Here is an 18,509-nt window from a genome sequence, read left to right as displayed (position 1 = left end):
TCACGCCCGAGACCGGCGTCGACGAGCTCCAGCCCATCGCCGACGCCGAGGGCGTCGGGGTGCACCTGCCCAACCACGGCAAGCTCGTCGAGCAGCTGTGGGAGCACTTCGCCAAGGACGGGCTCACCCGCCCCACCTTCGTGATGGATTTCCCGGTCGAGACGAGCCCGCTCACCCGCCACCATCGCTCGATCCCGGGCGTCGTGGAGAAGTGGGACCTCTACGTGCGCGGCTTCGAGCTGGCCACCGGCTACTCCGAGCTCGTCGATCCCGTGGTGCAGCGCGAGCGCTTCGTGCAGCAGGCCGCCGAGGCGGCCCGCGGCGACGACGAGGCGATGCGGGTCGACGAGGAGTTCCTGCGCGCGCTCGAGCACGGCATGCCCCCGTCGGGCGGCATGGGCATGGGGATGGACCGGCTCCTCATGGCGCTGACCGGCCTCGGGATCCGCGAGACGATCCTGTTCCCGCTGGTCAAGTGACCGACCGGGCGCGCAGCGCCCGGTCGGTCATCCTGCGGCCGCGGAGCGGATCGCAGGATCCATGTCGGTAGAGGCGCGGAGCGCCCGGTCGGTCATCCTGCGGCGGCGGAGCGGATCGCAGGATCCATGCTGCGGGTTGGCGGATCCTGCGATTCCGACTCGTTCCTCGCCTGTGCGCGGGACGACGGTTGCCCGCGGTCGGCGCCTGCGCGAGGATGCGGTCGCGCATCGACCGGCGTCCGCTCCGATCCCAGGTTTCGTGGGGGAGCGGAAGGGTAGACTGAGGGCACTATGGACAACTGGTGGATGAACGCGGTGTGGTCGCTGACCCCGACCGTGCTGATCGGGCTCTTCTTCTGGCTCGTGCTGCGCCTGATCCTCCGCGCCGACCGCACCGAGCGGCGCATCTTCCAGCAGATCGAGAACGAGGAACGCGCGAAGGCCGGCCTTCCGGCGCGCGACGAACTCTGACCAGCCCTTTCTCCCGATAGAGTGAGTGCAGCCGTGCGGCTGCACCGCCCGAGTGCGCCGGAGGAAGGGAAACGTCGTGGATCTCAGCTGGCTCCAGGTCAACTGGCCCTACGTCTGGACCCTGTCGTTCTTCATCATCGACAACGTCATCCGGATCGTCGCCCTCTTCGTGGTTCCGCGCAACCGCCGTCCGACGGCGGGGATGGCCTGGCTCATGGCCATCTTCCTCCTGCCCGTGCCCGGGCTGCTGCTCTTCCTGATCATCGGCAGCAAGCGCCTGCCGCGCAAGCGCGAGCAGAAGCAGGAGGCGATCAACCACTTCGTCGCGCAGATCGCGGAGCGCGAGGAGCGCAGCCTCGTCACGCCGGGCGACCGGCTCAGCCCGGGCCTCGACAACGCCGTGAAGCTGGGGCGCTCCCTCGGCGCGCAGCCGATGCTGCGCGGCAACACGGCGTCGATCTACATCGACTACGAGGAGTCGTTCGAGCGCATGGCCGAGGCGATCCGCAGCGCCCGGGAGTACGTGCACATCGAGTTCTACATCCTCGTGCACGACGACTCGACCGACGACGTGTTCGCGGCGATGCGCGAGGCGGCGGCGCGGGGAGTGCAGGTGCGCGTGCTGCTCGACCACGTGTCGGCGGTGCGGAATCCGGGTGCGAAGCGCACCGCCCGCAGTCTCACCGAGATGGGTGCCGACTGGGCCTACATGCTGCCGGTGCGGCCGTGGCGGGGCGAGTACCAGCGGCCGGATCTGCGCAATCACCGCAAGCTCATCGTCGTCGACGGCCGGGTCGGCTTCATGGGGTCGCAGAACCTCGTCGACTCGAGCTACAACAAGCCGTCGAACCGCCGCCGGGGCCTGCACTGGAAGGATCTCATGGTGCGGGTCGAGGGCCCCATCGTGCTCGGCCTCGAGGCGGTGTTCCAGGGGGACTGGTACCTGGAGACCGGCGAGTACCTCACCCACCTCTCCGAGGCGGCTCTCGAGGCCGAGCGGCCGGGGGAGCTCGACTGCCAGATCGTGCCGAGCGGCCCGGGCTACGCGGGCGAGAACAACCTCCAGGTGTTCGTCGCGCTGCTGTACACCGCGCAGCGCCGGATCAGCATCACGAGCCCGTACTTCGTGCCCGACGGCTCGATCATGAACGCACTGCGGGCGGCGACCGCGAGGGGCGTCGACGTGGAGCTCTTCGTCTCGGAGACCGGTGATCAGGCCGTGGTGTATCACGCGCAGCGCTCGTACTACGAGGAACTGCTGCGCGCGGGGGTGCGCATCTGGATGTTCCGACCACCCTACATCCTGCACTCGAAGCACTTCACCGTCGACGACGAGGTCGCCGTGGTGGGGTCGTCGAACATGGACCAGCGGTCCTTCGGACTCAACATGGAGATCTCGATGGTGGTGCAGGGGCGCCGTTTCGTCGAGGATCTCGACGAGGTGAGCGACTACTACCGCGCGAACTCTCGAGAGCTGACGCTCGAGGAGTGGCTGAAACAGCCGCTCAGGTCGCAATTGCTCGACGGCCTCGCGCGCCTCACCTCGGCGCTGCAGTAGCCTCGTCTCCCGGGGGCGCTGCGCGACCCCTCCGGCGACTCTCGGACGTCGATTTTGGTTTCCTCCCCGAGTGTGCAAACATGCCACTACCGTATTCGACGGAAGGAAACGCAATGGCGCGTCAGACTGCTTCCCATGTCCCCGACGAGACTGCTGCGGCACCCGCGGTCTCGCAGATCGAGACGGGCTCCGCCCCGGCCGCGGACACCGCGGCCGCCGCGAAGCCGAAGGCCTCCTCGGCGAAGCCGAAGGCCGCTGCGAGCCGGGCGAAAACGACGACGACGAAGGCGAAGGCCGCCGTCTCCCAGGCCAAGAGCTCGACGACTCGCGCGAAGACCGCCGCCGCGAAGACCGCCGCCGCGAAGACCGCCACCGCGAAGGCGGCCGCGGCCAAGACCACCGCAGCGGCCGCCGCCGCGAAGCCGGAGGCCGCCCCGACCGCCGCGAAGCCGGCGCAGAAGAAGCCTCTGACGCGCAGCAAGCGCCCGCGCAAGGCCCCCGTCACCGGTCCCGTCACGATCGGCCGCAGCGGCTTCACCAAGCTCAAGAACATCTCCGAGATCCGCCACTACCTGCGCACGAGCGACACCCCCGTGTTCTTCGTCGGCGCGACCGCCTTCAACCTGCTCGGCCTCGACCGGTGGGTGCGCGGTTTCTCCTACATCTCGTACTACGACAGCTGGGACGGCACCCACCCGCGGGTGTTCACCCCGTCGGAGAAGCCCTACGTCGAGTTCGAGAGCGGCGAGGCGATCAACAACTGGCTGCTGCGCAACCACGAGGTGCGGGCCCACATCGAGCGTCGCACGCCCCCCGGTGCGCGGCCGCAGGTGGTCATGGTCTTCTTCGACGAGGAGACGGAGCGCATCTGCGAGGAGCTCGACTACGAGCTGATCCTGCCGAGCCACGAGCTGCGGGAGCGGCTCGACTCGAAGATCGTGACGACCCAGATCGCGGACTCCGTCGGCGTGCCGAGCGTGCCCAACGTGCTCACCACGGTCGACGGCTGGGACGAGCTGGTGCAGGTCACCGACGCCGCGAAGCTGGGCCAGGACCTGGTGATCCAGACCGCCTACGGCGACTCGGGGAAGACCACCTACTTCGTGACCAGCGAGGCGGAGTTCGCGGCCATCGCCGACGAGGTCACCGGCGTCGAGATCAAGGTGATGAAGCGGATCAACAACCGCCCGATCGCGATCGAGGCGGTGCTCACGCGGCACGGCACCGTGGTCGGCCCCTGCATGACCGAGATCACCGGCCACGCCGATCTCACGCCGTATCGCGGCGGCTGGGCCGGCAACGAGATGTTCCCGACGGTGCTCGACGACGAGAGCCGGCACGCCGCCGTGCAGCTCGTGCGCAAGCTCGGCGACCGGCTGGGGAAGGAGGGGTACCGCGGCTTCTTCGAGGTCGACGTGCTGCTCGACACCGACACCGGGGACGTCTACCTGGGCGAGCTCAACCCGCGGGTCAGCGGGGCCTCGGCGATCACCAACGTCACGGCCGGAGCCTACGCCGATGTGCCGCTCTTCGCCTTCCACCTCCTCGAGTACTCGGGGATCGACTTCGAGATCGACGTCGACGAGATCAACCGGCGCTGGGAGGAGCTCGCCTCGGAGGACGAGTGGAGCCACATGGTGATCAAGCACACGAGCAACTCCGTGGAGCGCATCGACTCGGCGCCGCGCACCGGCCGGTACGTGCTCGACCACTACGGCAACCTGGTCTACAGCCACGGCGACCTCGACTGGCATCTGCTGACCTCGGAGTCGGAGGCCTTCTACCTGCGCATCTACCAGGAGGGCGACTACCGCTGGAAGGGCGCCGATCTCGGCATCCTCGTCACGAAGGCGCACCTCGAGGCGAGCCACGGCGGCCTGACGCTGCACGCCAAGTACCTCATCGACGCGATCAGGGGCATGTACGAGGTCACCACCGTCGAGGGGGAGGAGCCGGCGCCGAAGCCCGCCCCTGCCAAGGGAAAGTAGCGGTGCGTGGGATAATGAACGGATGAGTACTGAGACCGGCTACGGACTGAACGGTTCGACAACGGGATTCATCCAGGTGGTGCCGCCGCTGGATCAGTGGCAGTTCGCGCCCTATCTGCAGTGGTCGATGCAGAACATCCAGTCGTTCCTGCCCGTGCACCAGATCTGCCGGGGAGCGCGCACGACCGAGTTCGCGCAGCGCCCGGCCGATCTGGGCACTCTGGAGGTTCCGCACCCGTGGGAGGACCGCTCGGCCTCGTTCACCGAGGTGATGCAGGCGACGTTCACCGACGGCTGGATGATGTCGCACCGGGGCGCCATCGTCGGCGAGCAGTACCTGGGCACGATGCTCCCGGCGGGCATGCACCTGCTGATGTCGGTGTCGAAGTCGCTCACGGCGACCACCGCCGGCCTGCTCGCCGCGAGCGGCGAACTCGACCTCGACGGGATGGTGACGAGCTACGTGCCCGAGCTGACGGGGTCGGGGTACGAGGGCGCGCTCGTGCGGCACCTCGTCGACATGCGCACCGGGGTGCGCTTCTCGGAGGAGTACCTCAACGAGGATGCGGAGGTGCGGCTGCTCGAAGAGGCGATCGGCTGGGCCCCCAAGAAGCACCCCGACGTGCCCGACTCGCTGCTCGGATTCCTCGCCACGCTCGGCCAGAACGGCCCGCACGGCGGCCCCTTCGACTACAAGTCGTGCGAGACCGACGCGCTCGGATTCGTGATCCAGGGCGCCGCGGGGCGGCACGCCGCCGACGTGATGTCCGAGCGCCTCTGGCAGCCGATGGGGGCGGAGTTCGACGCGCACGTCGGGATCGACAGCGTCGGAGCCGGCATGTTCGACGGCGGGGTCTCGGCGGCCATGCGGGATCTCGCGCGCTTCGGGCACCTGTTCACCGACCGGGGCCGGGCCCTCGACGGAGCGCAGGTGCTTCCGGAGTGGTGGGTCGAGGACACCTTCGCGGGCGGCCCGGACTCGCGCGAGGCCTTCGCCAACGCGCCCGAGCCGACGCTCATGCCGGGCGGCATGTACCGCAACGGGTTCTGGTTCCCCGGCGAGAGCGGCGATGTGATGCTCGCGCTCGGGATCCACGGCCAGATGATCTACATGAACCGGGCGACGGGCGTCGTCGGGGTCAAGGTCTCGAGCTGGCCCACCCCGCAGGACGCGGAGAAGCTCTTCTGGACGGTGCGCGCCTTCGAGGTCGCCTCCTGGGCGCTGAACCGCGGCGAGATCTGACCCCGCCCGGCGTCATCCCGCGTAGCGCGAGCGCAGTCGCAGGACCCGCACTCAGATCGCATGCTGCATCTCGGGGGCGCCGAGCCGTCGAACGAGCGCCAGGGGGCGCCGCGCGCCGACATCGGCCGGATCGCCGAGAGCCGCTCCCGGCGATCCCTCGGGGTGCGGTGAGAGCACCCACGCCTCGCCGTTCAGGATTCTCGGCGCCTCCTGCCCGCTCAGCACCGAGAGCGTGGACCGGATGAGCGCGCCGTGCGCCACGACGACGGTCCCGGGCGCCTCGTGCAGGTGTCGCGAGAGGGCGCGGGCGCCGCGCTCGGCGAGATCTGTCAGCGACTCGGCCCCGGGGACCTCGAGACCCGGCCAGCGCGCCGCGGCCTCGGCGACGAGGAGCCCCTCGGCCGGTCCGAAATCCCGTTCGAGGATCCCGTGATCGAGACCGGGCGCGGGGAGGCCGAGCACCTCGGCGATGATGCTCGCCGTCTCGGCGGCGCGGCCGAGCGGCGACGACACCACGCGGGTCCACGCTCCCGAGCGGCGGAGGATCGCGGCGGCCGCGCGCGCCTGGGACCGGCCGGTCTCGTTCAGCGGGATCTCCGTGCGGCCCTGGATCCGGCGCCCGATGTTCCAGTCGGTCTCGCCGTGCCGTACGACGACGATCGACCCGTGCGGGATCGCTGAATCGCTCATGATCCCACCGTAGCCGCTCCGGCCTCCGCGGGCGCGGGGAGGCGCTCGGGCGCCGCTCCCGCGGGCGATCCGTGCTCGGCGGCTCGCCGCCCGGGACCGCCCGGGACCGTGCCGGAGCCCTGCGGATCCCCCGAGGGGAAGACCGCGGCGCGCTCGACGACCACGCGCACGCGCGAGCCCTCCCGGCAGCGCACCCCGCTCGCGCGGCTGCGGATCGCGAGCCCGGCCCAGTCGACGACGAGCTCGTCGCCGCCCCGCCCGAACAGCGACGAGGCGACCACGGCGTCCCCGTCGGGATCGGGCACGACCGAGACGTGCTCGGGCTGGATCGAGATCACCGCCGAGGCCTCCGCTCCGGGCCCCCGCACGTCGAGGCGAGCCGCCGGCACCGCGAGCGGGTGCGCGCTCGCGCGGAACCCGTCTGCGCCGAGGCGGCCCGGAACGACCGTCGCGTCCGAGACGAACCCCGCTACGAACGGCGACGCGGGGCGCTCGAGCAGCTCCGCCGGGGTGCCGATCTGCTGCACGCGGCCGCCGTCGAGCACCACGACGCGGTCGGCGAGCGCGAGCGCCTCGCTGCGGTCATGGGTGACGTGCAGCACGGTGAGCCCGAGGCTGCGGGTGAGCGAGCGCAGCTCGAGCCGGAGGCGGTCGCGCAGCGGCTCGTCCAGCGCCGAGAGCGCCTCGTCGAGCAGCAGCACGCGCGGCCGCGCGACGACGGCCCGGGCGATCGCGACGCGCTGCCGCTGGCCGCCGGAGAGGGTCGCCGGGTTGCGCCGCTCCGCCCCCGCCAGGCCGACCAGCTCCAGAGCCTCGGAGACCCGTCGCCGGCGCTCGGCGGTCGCGACGCCGGCTCTCCTCAGGGGGTACTCGATGTTGCGGCCCACGTTCCAGTGCGGCCACACCGCGTGCTGCTGGAAGACCATTCCCAGGCCCCGTCGCTCCGGCTCCACGCTGCGCGAGGGCGACGCGACGAGGGCGTCGCCGATGCGCACGGTCCCCGCGGTCGGAGAGATGAACCCCGCGACCGTGCGCAGCAGGGTGGTCTTGCCCGAGCCGGAGGGGCCGACGAGGGCGACGAACTCGCCGTCGCCGACGCGGAGGTCCACGTCGGCGAGGCCGAGGTGACCGCCCGGGTAGGCGAGGCTGACGGATTCGAGGGTGACGGATGACACGGGAGACTCCTAGCGGTGGGAACGCGCGGTGAGGCCGAGCCCGGCGAGGCCGACGATCGCGACGATGAGGGAGAGCGCGGAGGACGCGTTGTAGGCGCCGGCCTGCTGGAGGTTGAAGATGACGACGCCGAGGGTCTGCGACCCCGGGGAGAGCAGCAGCACCGAGAGGGTCAGCTCGCGCACCGCGGTGAGCGCGACGAGGATCGCGCCCGAGATCGCCGCGGGAACCGCCATGCGGCACGAGATGTCCCACAGGGCGCGCAGCCGAGAGGCGCCCGAGATCCTCGCGGCCTCCTCGGCGGTGGTCGGCGTGGCCGACAGCGGTGCATGCACGGCTTGCACCACGAGCGCGAGGAACGAGGTCAGGTAGGCGCAGAGGATCAGCCACGGCGTGTTGTACAGCCCGATCCGCGGCGCGATCACGAGCCAGGCGACCGCGATCACGAGGCCGGGGATCGCCTGCGGCAGCAGCGAGATCCCGAGCAGCGCCGCGTTGCCGCGTGCGCGGGTGCGGGTGACGAGGGTGCCGATCCCGAGCCCGAGCACCCCGCAGATGACGGCCGCGAGCGATGCCAGCATCACGGAGTTGCCGATGCCGGTCAGGGTTCCCGGCGCGGTGAGCGCCCGCTCGAAGCTCGCGAGCGTCACGGTCTCCGCGCTGAGCGGCACGCCGGGAGCGGGGAGCAGGGCCTGGATCGTCAGGGTGATGAGCGGCAGGACCGTGGCCGCGAGCACGACCGCCGCCGTGATCGCGCCGAGGGGGATCCGCGCCCGGCCCAGCGGGAGGAGAGCTGCCGCGCCGGCCTGCGCGTCGAGCTCGACGCGGCTCCGCGCGCGCAGCAGGTCGGTCGCGACGCCGAGGAGCGCGATGACCAGCAGCACGAAGCCGATCGCGGACACGACGGCGATCGGGTCGTCGACGGTGCCCGACTGCAGGTAGCGGTACACGAGGGTGGAGAGCGTCACGTAGCGCTCGGGCAGCCCGATGATGGAGGGGATGCCGAAGTCGGCGAGGTTCGATACCGCGATGAGCGTGAACGACGACAGCATGGCGGGCCGCAGCAGGGGGGTCGTGACCTCCCACAGGGCGCGCGGCGCCGAGGATCCCGCGATGCGGGCCGCCTGCTCCAGGTCGGCCGGCACTCGGCGCAGCGCGGCGGTGACGATGATCATGGCGATCGGGTAGCTGTGGAGGGTGAGCAGGAAGACGACCCCGTCGCCTCCGTAGAGGTTCCACAGCGGGCCGCCGAAGAGCGACGCCCAGAACGTGTTCAGCGCCGAGGACGGGCCCAGCAGGCTGAGCCAGGCGATGGCGCCGACGAACGGCGGCATGAGCATCGGGCTCAGCGCGAGCAGGCGCAGCGCGCGCCGGCCCGGCAGATCGGTGCGCTCGAGCAGCAGGGCGAGTGCGGTGCCCGCGAGCACGGCGAGCGCACCCGAGACGGTCGCCGAGACGAGTGAGTTGCCCGCGGCGGTGAGCACGTCGGTATCTCCCAGCGCCGCCCAGCCCCCTCCCGTCGCGGCGAGTACGAGGATCGCGGCGATCGGCACGAGGACCAGAGCGGCGACCGCACCCCAGAGCACCCCGCGGAGGGCGCCGAGTCCGTCGAGCCGTCGGATTCCGACGCCGCGGCCGCGGGGCTCGTGGGCCCGGTCGGTGCCGACCGGGCCCACGAGCGTCCGCCGGAGCGTGCTACTGGAAGAGGCCATTGAAGGTCTCGACGGCGTCGGCCTGCGAGGCGCGGACGGTCGCGAGGTCGGGGTTCAGCAGCGTGATGTCGGAGACGGCCGGGGCGCCCTCGGGGCTCTCGACGTCCTCCCGGATGGGCAGGTACGACTGCGACGCCGCGATCTGCTGCCCCTCCTGGCTGATCAGGAAGTCGACGAAGAGCTGTGCCGCCTCCGGCTCCGCGGTGTCCGCGAAGATACCGACGGGCTGCGAGACGAAGGGCACACCCTCCTTCGGGTAGACCGCCGCGATCGGGGAGCCGGCGGAGGCGAGGTCGCGCACGAGCGAGTCGACGACGATGCCGACCGGGCTGCTGCCCTCGGCGACCGCCTGCGAGACGGGCCCGTTGCTCTCGGCGATGAGCGGCCGGTTGGCGGCGAGGCCCTCGAGCCAGTTCAGCCCGAGCGACGGCTCGTTCAGCCACACCGCGGCGTTGTAGGCCGCCGCGCCCGAGACATCGGGATTCGGCATGGCGATCTTGCCGGCGTAGGCGGGGTCGGTGAGGTCCTGCCACGACTCCGGCGCGTCCTCGATCGCGCTGGTGTTGACCGCGATCACGGTGGGGAGGAGACGCGTGCCGACGTAGAAGTGCTCGGGATCGATGAGGCTCTGATCGATGTCGGCGGCCTCCGGCGACCGGTACTCGAGCAGCAGATCGCGCTCGGCGTAGTCCTCGAAGGTGCCGGCGTCGGCGGCGAGCAGCAGGTCGGCGCCGATGTCGCCGGCCTTCTCCTCGGCGGCGATCCGCGCGGTGAGGTCGCCCGTGCCCGCGCGGAAGACGTCGACCGTGATCTCGGGGTGATGCGTGTTGAACGCGGCGACGATCTCGTCGATCTTCTCCTGCGGTTCCGAGGTGTAGAGCGTGATCGTCGAGGCGTCGGAGCCGGCGGTGCCGGACGGGTCGCCGGAAGCGGTCGCGTCGGCGCTCGGCGAGGAGCAGCCCGCGAGGGCGAGTGCCGAGAGGGAGAGCGCCGCGATGGCGCCGAGGGTGCGGTTACGAGACATGGTTCGCTTTCTCTGGAGTGCGGGTGATGGGGTGGGTGAAGAGGGGTTCGGGGGTGTGCAGCGCGATCGCCGAGGAGCTCACGCCGTCGTGCGTGAACTGCACGAGCGAGAACATGGGCGAGTCGTGTCCGGCGACGGCGTGCGGTCCCGCGTCCATCACCTGGTGATAGGCGAGCGACGGGGCGACGAACACGGGGATGCCGCGCACCGAGGCGGTGAGCGCGTGGTGGAAGTGCCCGGCGAGGATCGCGCGGGTGTCCGAGCCGTCGAGGATCCCGAGCAGGGCGTCGGGGGCGGCGAGACCCTGCCGCCGGAGCGCGGGCATGGGCGAGCCGATGGGCGCGTGGTGGAGGGCGAGGATCGTGCCGCGCTCGGACGGCGCGGACAGCACCGCCGCGAGCCAGTCGAGCTGCTCGGCGTCGAGCCCGCCGGCGTGCGAGTCGAGGCGCACGATGCGGAACCCGTCGATCGTGCGCTCGCCGAAGTGGCGCTCGCGGTGGTCGGGAAGCGCCCGGGCGGCCTCGGGGTCGTCGTGGTTGCCGAGCACCGTGAGCACCGGGGCGCCGACCGCCTCCTCGAGTCGCCGGCACGCCTCGGCCACCGCCGGGTAGGCGGCCGGATTGCCGCGCTGCACGAGGTCTCCCGTGACGACGACGGCCTCCGGGGTCATGCCGGCGGAGCGGGCGTAGTCGCCGACCCGCTCCAGCCGGCCGAGCCCGTCGACCGCGTCGTAGAGCAGGCCGCTCTCGGTCGCGTGCACGTCGCTCAGGTGGAGGACCGTGAACCTGCCGGTGTCGCGACTCATGCGCCGGCCTCGCCGGTGAGCGCGAGCGCGGGTGCCGCAGGGACGGGCCCCGGCGCGGGCCGGGCCGCGCCGGCCGCCCGGGCCACGAGCGCGGCGAGGTGCTGCGGCGTCGCGCCCCGGCCGAGCAGGTAGCTCTCGACCCCGCCGAGGGCGTCGACCTGCTCCAGCGCCGCGTCGAGCGCGGCGGCGGGGCTGTCGAGGTGCAGTCGCTCGGAGGCGCCTCGTTCCGCGCCGACGAGGCCGAGGCGGTCGAGCAGCCCGGCGACGAGCGTCGCGCGGGCGGGCCGGACCGTGTCTCCGGATCGTGCGTAGTCGGCGATCACCGCGGCCCGGTCGTCGCCGGCCGCGAGTCGCGCGAGGGCCACGACGAGGCCCGTGCGATCCTTACCCGCCGTGCAGTGGACGAGGACCGTGCCCGGGTGCTCGGCGATCACGGCGACGGCGGCCGCGAGCCGGTGGCCGCGGTGCGCGACGAGGCCCGCGTACACCCCATCGAGGGAGCCGGCGGCGGGAGGGGCCTCGCCGTAGAGGGGCAGCGAGCGCACGGGGATGCCGTGGCTGCGCGCGCCGTGCTCGGCGGGCTCGCGGAGGTCGAGCACGAGGTCGACGCCGTGCGCCCGCAGCACCCGCTCGTCGCGCTCGGTCGCCGCGTCGAGCGCGGCGGAGCGCACGATCCAGGGAGCCCCCTCCCGGCCGATGCCCCGTGCGTTGTAGCTGCCTTCGAGCGATATCGCCTGCACTGCTCAGAAACTCCTCTTCCCGGCTCCGGTCTCCCGGCGGATGATCCGATGCGGTCCGCCCGTTACATCGGGCCTGAAACGCGGTTACAGCAGCAGCCTGGCGGCACCGGGTGTCGGGTGGGTGAACGCGGCGGGAATCCGACGTGAAAGACCGGGGAAGGGTGTGCGACCCGCACCCTCTGCGCGCTCTGCACCCTCCTTCGCGCGTCAGCTCTGCACCCTCTTTCGCGCGTCAGTAGTTGTCACTGAAACTGAGGTTTGGCGACAACTACTGACGCGCGTTCGACGTGCGGTGCGGGCAGGGCGAGTGGGAGGGCGGGGCGGGTAGGCCGAGCGGCAGGGCAGGGCAGGGCAGGGCAGGGCGAGCAGGGCGAGCAGGGCGGGGAGTGTAGGGCGGGCGGGGGCGGGCGGGGGCGGGGGCGCGCGGGCTCAGCCGGACGAGTCGGTGAGGGCCTCCGCGACGACCTCGCGCATCTCGAGCGGGTCGGCCTGGTCGAGCAGGACCGAGATCTCGGCGATCAGCGCCTGCAGCAGCACCGAGTGCCCGAGCCTGCTGAAGAAGGGGTCCACCGTGTGCTGCGAGCCGATCGCACCGGTGGAGATCGCGATGTCGGCGAGGTCGGGGAGGGGGGCCCGCGCGTAGCTGCAGACGGCGACGATCCGGGCGCCGCGCTTCCGCGCCGCCCGCACGGCGGCCAGGGTGTGCGCGTTCGCGCCCGAGTGGCTGAGGGCGAGGCACACGTCCTCGGGCCCGAGGCTGTGCGCGGCGAACTGCTGGGCCAGGATGTCGATGGGCGCCTCGACGGGTCGGCCGACGGTGGCGAGCCGCATCGCCGCGTCCTGCAGCGGGGGCGCGGAGAAGCCGTTCGCGGTGCAGACGACGCGGCGCGCAGTCGCGAGTGCGCCGGCCGCGCGGGCGAGCGCGTGCCGGTCGATGGCCTCGCGCCCCGCGAGCAGCGCCGCGCGGGCGCCCTCGAAGACCTGATCGACGCTGTCCCCGGCAGGCCCGGGGTCGACCGCCGCGCTCTCTCGGGCCAGCTCGAGGCGGAGGTGCTGGAATCCCCGGAACCCCAGACGCTGGCAGGCCCGGATCACGGTGGCCGTCGATGTGCCGGCGGCGGCGGCGAGCTGCTGCGTCGACCACTGGGGCACGTCTCCGGGGCGCTCCAGGATCACCCGCGCGACGGCGCCCTCGCTGTGTCCGAGCGTCGCGGCGTATGCGCGGATCAGGGCGAGCGCGGATGCGGGCGGCGCGGGACCGCGCGGCGCCTCGGTCGGCGCTGCGGACGACGCCGTGGCGGCGGCCAGGGGAGCGGGCATGGGTTCACCCTAGGTCGGGGGAGTGAACCCGGGGTGTCCGCGGGGTGGCGGGCAGCTGTCGGCGGGTCAGGCGAGCTCGGCCACGAACAGCTCGCCCACCTCGCAGTCGAGCGCGCGGCAGATCGCGGTGAGCGTGGAGAAGCGGACCGCCCGGGCCCGGTTGTTCTTCAGTACGGAGAGGTTGACGAGGCTCACGCCCACGCGATCGCTCAGCTCGGTGAGGGTCATGCCGCGGGCCGCGAGCAGCTCGTCGAGTCGGCAGCGGATCGCGTGCCCGTCCTCGGGGTCGGCCGGGCTCATACGAGTCCCTCCGTGTCGCGCTGGATGCGGGCGCCGACCGCGTAGGCCGTCGCGACGACCGCGACCACGAAGGCGAGGATCACGAGCGAGAAGGGCTCGAACGTGGCGATGATGAAGCCGTCGTGCTGGTCGCCGACGACGCTCAGCAGCGCCTCGGCGCCCATCAGCCCGCGGAAGAGGGGGACGAGGCAGGCGCCCGCGAGGCCCGCGATCCCCGCCGTCGCGACGAGGGCGGTGCTGCCGCGGCTGAACACGCGGCCCCGCAGGATGTTGCGCGACAGCAGTACGAGGCAGACGACGACGGTCGCCAGCGATCCGAAATACACCACCTGCTCCAGGATGCCCGACCAGAACCCCAGCGGGGACATCTGCCGGAGCTCGAGGACGGCGGTCTCGAGCTGCACCCGCACGGCGCTGCCGCCGGGGCCGATCGGCGCCTCGACGGGAGTGCCGGGGAACGAGGCCGTGACGGGCACGTCCTCGCCGAGCAGCACCTGCATGATCCGGCCGCCCGCGCGGATCGCCGAGACGACGATGATCGCCGCGCCGGCGAGCATGAAGAGGACGATTCCGATCCGGTCGAGCGTCGAGGGGCGGCGGGCGTCGGATGGTGCGGCGGACATGGCATCTCCTTATCGACCATCGATATTATCGTTTCTCGATAAGTATGAGCGCGCTGCGGTCGGCCTGTCAAGGGGCGCGGCGCGCAGGGCGCCGGCCTCGGGCGCACGCCGTCCGCGCGACCCCGCCATTACGCCCAGCACGAACAGGCGCCCACGATCGCGGATCACGCCGTAGCCTGGATGCATCAGCGGTGTCCCACCGTTCACGGAGACCGCAAGGAGGTTATTGATGTTCGAGAGATTCACCGACCGCGCTCGCCGGGTGGTTGTGCTCGCCCAGGAAGAGGCGAAGATGCTCAACCACAACTACATCGGCACTGAGCACATCCTGCTCGGCCTGATCCACGAGGGCGAGGGCGTCGCCGCGAAGGCGCTCGAGCAGCTCGAGATCTCGCTCGACGCCGTGCGCGCGCAGGTGACCGACATCATCGGCACGGGCCAGCAGCCCCCCTCGGGCCACATCCCGTTCACGCCGCGCGCCAAGAAGGTGCTCGAGCTGAGCCTGCGCGAGGCGCTGCAGCTCGGCCACAACTACATCGGCACCGAGCACATCCTGCTCGGCCTCATCCGCGAGGGCGAGGGCGTGGCGGCGCAGGTGCTGGTGAAGCTCGGGGCCGACCTCAACCGCGTGCGCCAGACCGTGATCCAGCTCCTCTCCGGCTACCAGGCCGGCAAGGAGAACGCGACCGTCGGCGCCGCCGAGCCCCAGGGCGAGACCAAGGGCTCGCAGGTGCTCGACAACTTCGGCCGCAACCTCACCCAGGCCGCCCGCGAGGGCAAGCTCGATCCGGTGATCGGCCGCGAGAAGGAGGTCGAGCGGGTCATGCAGATCCTCTCGCGCCGCTCGAAGAACAACCCCGTGCTGATCGGCGAGCCCGGCGTCGGCAAGACCGCCGTCGTCGAGGGTCTCGCTCAGGCGATCGTCAAGGGCGAGGTGCCCGAGACGCTCAAGGACAAGCAGGTCTACGTGCTCGATCTCGGCTCCATGATCGCGGGCAGCCGCTACCGCGGCGACTTCGAGGAGCGCCTGAAGAAGGTGACCAAGGAGATCCGCAACCGCGGCGACATCATCATCTTCATCGACGAGATCCACACCCTCGTCGGCGCCGGCGCTGCCGAGGGCGCGATCGACGCGGCCAACATCCTGAAGCCGATGCTGGCCCGCGGCGAGCTGCAGACCATCGGCGCGACCACGCTCGACGAGTACCGCAAGCACTTCGAGAAGGACGCCGCGCTCGAGCGCCGCTTCCAGTCGATCCAGGTGGCCGAGCCGTCGCTGCCGCACTCGATCAACATCCTCAAGGGGCTGCGCGACCGCTACGAGGCGCACCACAAGGTGTCGATCACCGACGGGGCGATCGTCGCGGCCGTCAATCTCGCGGACCGCTACGTGCAGGATCGCTTCCTGCCCGACAAGGCGATCGACCTGATCGACGAGGCCGGCGCCCGCCTGCGCCTCTCGATCCTGTCGAGCCCGCCCGAGCTGCGCGAGTTCGACGAGAAGATCGCGGTCGTGCGCGCCGACAAGGAGCAGGCGATCGAGGCGCAGGACTTCGAGGCCGCCGCGAACAAGCGCGATGAGGAGAAGAAGCTCATCGCGGAGCGGCTGCGGCTCGAGAAGCAGTGGCGCTCGGGCGACGTCGCCACGAAGGCCGAGGTCGACGAGGGGCTCATCGCCGAGGTGCTCGCCCAGGCGACCGGCATCCCGGTGTTCAAGCTCACCGAGGAGGAGACCTCGCGTCTCCGCTTCATGGAGGAGGCTCTGCACCAGCGCGTGATCGGCCAGAACGAGGCGATCTCCGCTCTCGCGAAGACGATCCGCCGCCAGCGCGCCGGCCTCAAGGACCCGAAGCGCCCCTCGGGCTCGTTCATCTTCGCCGGCCCCACGGGCGTCGGCAAGACCGAGCTCGCCAAGGCGCTCGCCGAGTTCCTGTTCGACGACGAGGACGCGCTCATCTCGCTCGACATGTCGGAGTACGGCGAGAAGCACACCGTGTCCCGCCTCTTCGGCGCGCCCCCCGGGTTCGTCGGCTTCGAGGAGGGCGGCCAGCTCACCGAGAAGGTGCGCCGCAAGCCGTTCTCGGTGGTGCTCTTCGACGAGATCGAGAAGGCCCACCCCGACATCTTCAACTCGCTGCTGCAGATCCTCGAGGAGGGTCGCCTCACCGACGGCCAGGGTCGGGTCATCGACTTCAAGAACACCGTGATCATCATGACGACGAACCTCGGCTCGTCGGCGATCGCGGGCGGCCCGGTGGGCTTCCAGATCGAGGGCGACTCCTCGGTCGGCTACGAGTCGATGAAGGGCAAGGTCAACGAGGAGCTGAAGAAGCACTTCAAGCCGGAGTTCCTCAACCGCGTCGACGACACGATCGTGTTCCCGCAGCTCACCAAGGAGGAGCTGCTGCAGATCGTGGACCTCTTCGTGAAGCAGCTGAAGGATCGTCTGCTCGACCGCGACATGCACATCGAGATCTCCCCGGCGGCGCGCGAGCGCCTCGCCGAGATCGGCTACGATCCCACGCTGGGCGCGCGTCCGCTGCGCCGCGCGATGCAGCGGGAGATCGAGGATCGGCTCTCGGAGCGCATCCTCGGGGCCGAGCTGCTCGCGGGCGACCTGGTGAAGGTCGACCTCGTCGACGGCGAGTTCACCTTCGTCACCGACCGCCAGTCGCAGAAGGCGCACGGAGAGACCTCGGCCTCGTCGGCCGCCGCGGTGGCGTCGACGGCCGCGACCCCCGGGGTCGCCGAGTAGCCCGAGCGACCATCGATCCGGAGGGGCCCGCTGCTTCGGCAGCGGGCCCCTCCGGCATTCTCGAGGTCTCGATCAGCTCGCGGATCCCTGTTCGCTCCGACGTGCTCGGCGATCGCGTCCGGATGAGCCGCGATCCACACCCCGAGCTGCGCCGGGGGAACGACCGCGCGAATCCCTCTCCGCGTGAGGCGACGGGGGATCCCGGCCCGCGGCAGTAGGCTGGTGGGATGAGCGACACCTCCGCGATCCGCATCCGCAGCGCCCGCACGGCCGACGTGCCGCGCATGGTCGAGCTGATGGAGCCGCTGGTGGCGCGACGCATCCTGCTCGGCAAGGACCTGGTCGATCTCTACGCCGCGGTGCCGGAGTTCCTCGTGGCCATCGACGACGTCGACTCCGTCGTCGGATACGGCGCCGTGCACGTGATGTGGGAGCAGCTGGGCGAGGTGCGCACGCTCGGCGTATCGGAGCAGTGGCTCGGCCGGGGAGTGGGGCACCTGCTGCTCGAGGCGCTCGAGCTGCGAGCCCGCGATCTCGGGCTGACGCAGCTGTTCTGCCTCACGTTCGAGACCGACTTCTTCGGGCGGCACGGCTTCGAGGAGCTGAGCGAGGACGCGAAGCTCATCGCGGCCGATGTCTACGCGGAGCTGCTGCGATCCAACGACGAGGGCGTGGCCGAGTTCCTCGACCTCGCGCGGGTGAAGCCGAACACTCTCGGCAACACGCGAATGCTGAAGCGGCTGTAGGGCGCTTTCCGCGTTACCCTGGCGCCATGTCGACGCTCAGAGATCCGGTGGGCCCGAAGGGCCGCAAGGTCTACATGCGGCGGCGTCTGCTCGTGCTCGCGGGTCTCCTCGCGGTGATCGCCGTCGTCGTGCTCGTCATCGTGAAGCCGGGATCGAGCGACGGCGTGAAGGACGCGCGCGACGTGGAGGTGCCGAGCGATCTCGCGTCCACCTCGACGCAGTCGGATCCCGAGGAGGAGCCCGACGACGACGAGATCCCCGCGTGCGCGACGGGACAGCTGCGTGTGACGCCGATCACCGACAAGTCCGACTACGCCGACGGCGAGCTGCCGGTGCTCTCGCTGAGCGTGGAGAACGTCGGCAAGGACGCGTGCTCCGCCGACCTCGGCACCGCGGGCATGGAGTTCGCCGTCTCGAGCGGCGACGATCAGGTGTGGCGCTCCACGGACTGCCAGGAGAACGCGGAGAGCCTCGCCGTGATCCTCGAGCCGGGAAAGCCGCTCGAGAGCGACGGGATCCAATGGGATCGCACGCGCTCCAGCCCGGAGAGCTGCGACATCACGCGCGACCCGGTCGGCGCGGGCGGCGCCTCGTACCACCTGCGCGCATCGGCCGCCGGGGTCGAGGGCACCGGCACCGCGCAGTTCCTGCTGTATTGATCTTGGACGATCGGCCGTGTTCGCGGGTCATCGGCTGCGTTGTCAGCCGGCCTTCCGGGAGGCCGGCTCGTTGGCTGCGAGGGCACCTGACCGGATCCCCTGTAGGCCGTCCGCGGACCGACGGCGGCCTTCTTGCGCGACCCGACGGCCCGCTGCCGCGCTGCACCCCGGACCGGCGATCTCGAGCATTCTTCGCAGTGGAAGGCTCGTTCCCGGTCCTCGG

Annotated in this window: 17 protein-coding genes; 8 read left to right on the top strand and 9 right to left on the bottom strand. The window is 71.3% G+C overall.

Annotation, left to right across the window (positions count from 1 at the left end):
- From ACWKZU_RS05665 to ACWKZU_RS05645, 5 genes are all read left to right on the top strand, one after another.
- On the top strand, nucleotides 1–479 hold a 479-nt coding region (locus ACWKZU_RS05665), incomplete at its 5' end, for an amino acid--tRNA ligase-related protein (RefSeq protein WP_449281419.1).
- Between the two features lie 291 nt (nucleotides 480–770).
- Nucleotides 771–950 (top strand): hypothetical protein, encoded by a 180-nt coding sequence (locus tag ACWKZU_RS05660; RefSeq protein WP_449281418.1) that lies wholly within the window; start codon nucleotides 771–773, stop codon nucleotides 948–950.
- A gap of 76 nt (nucleotides 951–1,026) precedes the next feature.
- On the top strand, nucleotides 1,027–2,508 hold the full coding sequence (cls, locus tag ACWKZU_RS05655; protein ID WP_449281417.1) for a cardiolipin synthase: 1,482 nt from the start codon (nucleotides 1,027–1,029) through the stop codon (nucleotides 2,506–2,508).
- 113 nt (nucleotides 2,509–2,621) lie between these two features.
- On the top strand, nucleotides 2,622–4,496 hold the full coding sequence (locus tag ACWKZU_RS05650) for a biotin carboxylase (protein ID WP_449281416.1): 1,875 nt from the start codon (nucleotides 2,622–2,624) through the stop codon (nucleotides 4,494–4,496).
- Between the two features lie 22 nt (nucleotides 4,497–4,518).
- Nucleotides 4,519–5,739, top strand: a complete 1,221-nt coding sequence (locus ACWKZU_RS05645; protein ID WP_449281415.1) for a serine hydrolase domain-containing protein — start codon at nucleotides 4,519–4,521, stop codon at nucleotides 5,737–5,739.
- A 51-nt stretch (nucleotides 5,740–5,790) separates the two neighbouring features.
- Here the strand turns inward: ACWKZU_RS05645 and ACWKZU_RS05640 are convergent, their stop codons facing one another.
- The 9 genes from ACWKZU_RS05640 to ACWKZU_RS05600 all read right to left on the bottom strand — a co-directional run bounded on the left by ACWKZU_RS05640 (nucleotide 5,791) and on the right by ACWKZU_RS05600 (nucleotide 14,126).
- A complete protein-coding gene (locus ACWKZU_RS05640) occupies nucleotides 5,791–6,429 on the bottom strand; it encodes a histidine phosphatase family protein (RefSeq protein WP_449281414.1) in 639 nt (212 codons plus the stop codon).
- Entirely contained in the window at nucleotides 6,426–7,604 is a 1,179-nt protein-coding gene (locus ACWKZU_RS05635; RefSeq protein WP_449281413.1) for an ABC transporter ATP-binding protein, read from the bottom strand. The genes ACWKZU_RS05640 and ACWKZU_RS05635 overlap by 4 nt, the downstream gene beginning before the upstream one ends.
- Before the next feature lie 9 nt (nucleotides 7,605–7,613).
- A complete protein-coding gene (locus ACWKZU_RS05630; RefSeq protein ID WP_449281412.1) occupies nucleotides 7,614–9,314 on the bottom strand; it encodes an ABC transporter permease in 1,701 nt (566 codons plus the stop codon).
- Complete coding sequence (locus ACWKZU_RS05625) at nucleotides 9,298–10,338, bottom strand: ABC transporter substrate-binding protein (protein ID WP_449281411.1); 1,041 nt, start codon at nucleotides 10,336–10,338, stop codon at nucleotides 9,298–9,300. The genes ACWKZU_RS05630 and ACWKZU_RS05625 overlap by 17 nt, the downstream gene beginning before the upstream one ends.
- Nucleotides 10,328–11,143 carry a metallophosphoesterase family protein gene (locus ACWKZU_RS05620; RefSeq protein WP_449281410.1) on the bottom strand — a complete coding sequence of 272 codons (816 nt, stop codon included), beginning with the start codon at nucleotides 11,141–11,143 and terminating at the stop codon, nucleotides 10,328–10,330. The genes ACWKZU_RS05625 and ACWKZU_RS05620 overlap by 11 nt, the downstream gene beginning before the upstream one ends.
- Nucleotides 11,140–11,883: a tyrosine-protein phosphatase gene (locus tag ACWKZU_RS05615; RefSeq protein WP_449281409.1), complete on the bottom strand. Its 744-nt coding sequence runs from the start codon at nucleotides 11,881–11,883 to the stop codon at nucleotides 11,140–11,142. The genes ACWKZU_RS05620 and ACWKZU_RS05615 overlap by 4 nt, the downstream gene beginning before the upstream one ends.
- 429 nt (nucleotides 11,884–12,312) lie before the next feature.
- Nucleotides 12,313–13,203, bottom strand: a complete 891-nt coding sequence (locus tag ACWKZU_RS05610) for a MurR/RpiR family transcriptional regulator (protein WP_449281408.1) — start codon at nucleotides 13,201–13,203, stop codon at nucleotides 12,313–12,315.
- Nucleotides 13,204–13,269: 66 nt separating this feature from the next.
- Nucleotides 13,270–13,503 (bottom strand): helix-turn-helix domain-containing protein, encoded by a 234-nt coding sequence (locus tag ACWKZU_RS05605; RefSeq protein WP_449281407.1) that lies wholly within the window; start codon nucleotides 13,501–13,503, stop codon nucleotides 13,270–13,272.
- The gene (locus ACWKZU_RS05600) at nucleotides 13,500–14,126 is read right to left on the bottom strand and encodes a hypothetical protein (RefSeq protein ID WP_449281406.1); all 627 of its coding nucleotides are present in this window, start codon (nucleotides 14,124–14,126) and stop codon (nucleotides 13,500–13,502) included. The genes ACWKZU_RS05605 and ACWKZU_RS05600 overlap by 4 nt, the downstream gene beginning before the upstream one ends.
- Nucleotides 14,127–14,355: 229 nt before the next feature.
- Between ACWKZU_RS05600 and ACWKZU_RS05595 the strand changes: the two genes are divergently transcribed.
- The 3 genes from ACWKZU_RS05595 to ACWKZU_RS05585 all read left to right on the top strand — a co-directional run bounded on the left by ACWKZU_RS05595 (nucleotide 14,356) and on the right by ACWKZU_RS05585 (nucleotide 18,286).
- A complete protein-coding gene (locus tag ACWKZU_RS05595; protein WP_449281405.1) occupies nucleotides 14,356–16,881 on the top strand; it encodes an ATP-dependent Clp protease ATP-binding subunit in 2,526 nt (841 codons plus the stop codon).
- A 227-nt stretch (nucleotides 16,882–17,108) separates the two neighbouring features.
- A complete protein-coding gene (locus ACWKZU_RS05590; protein WP_449281404.1) occupies nucleotides 17,109–17,627 on the top strand; it encodes an amino-acid N-acetyltransferase in 519 nt (172 codons plus the stop codon).
- Nucleotides 17,628–17,653: 26 nt separating this feature from the next.
- Entirely contained in the window at nucleotides 17,654–18,286 is a 633-nt protein-coding gene (locus tag ACWKZU_RS05585; protein WP_449281403.1) for a hypothetical protein, read from the top strand.
- The last annotated feature ends 223 nt before the right edge of the window (nucleotides 18,287–18,509 follow it).

This window comes from Leucobacter sp., assembly GCF_053528595.1.
Note: the sequence above shows the minus strand (reverse complement) of the source record. Positions and strands in the feature narration are given on the sequence as shown.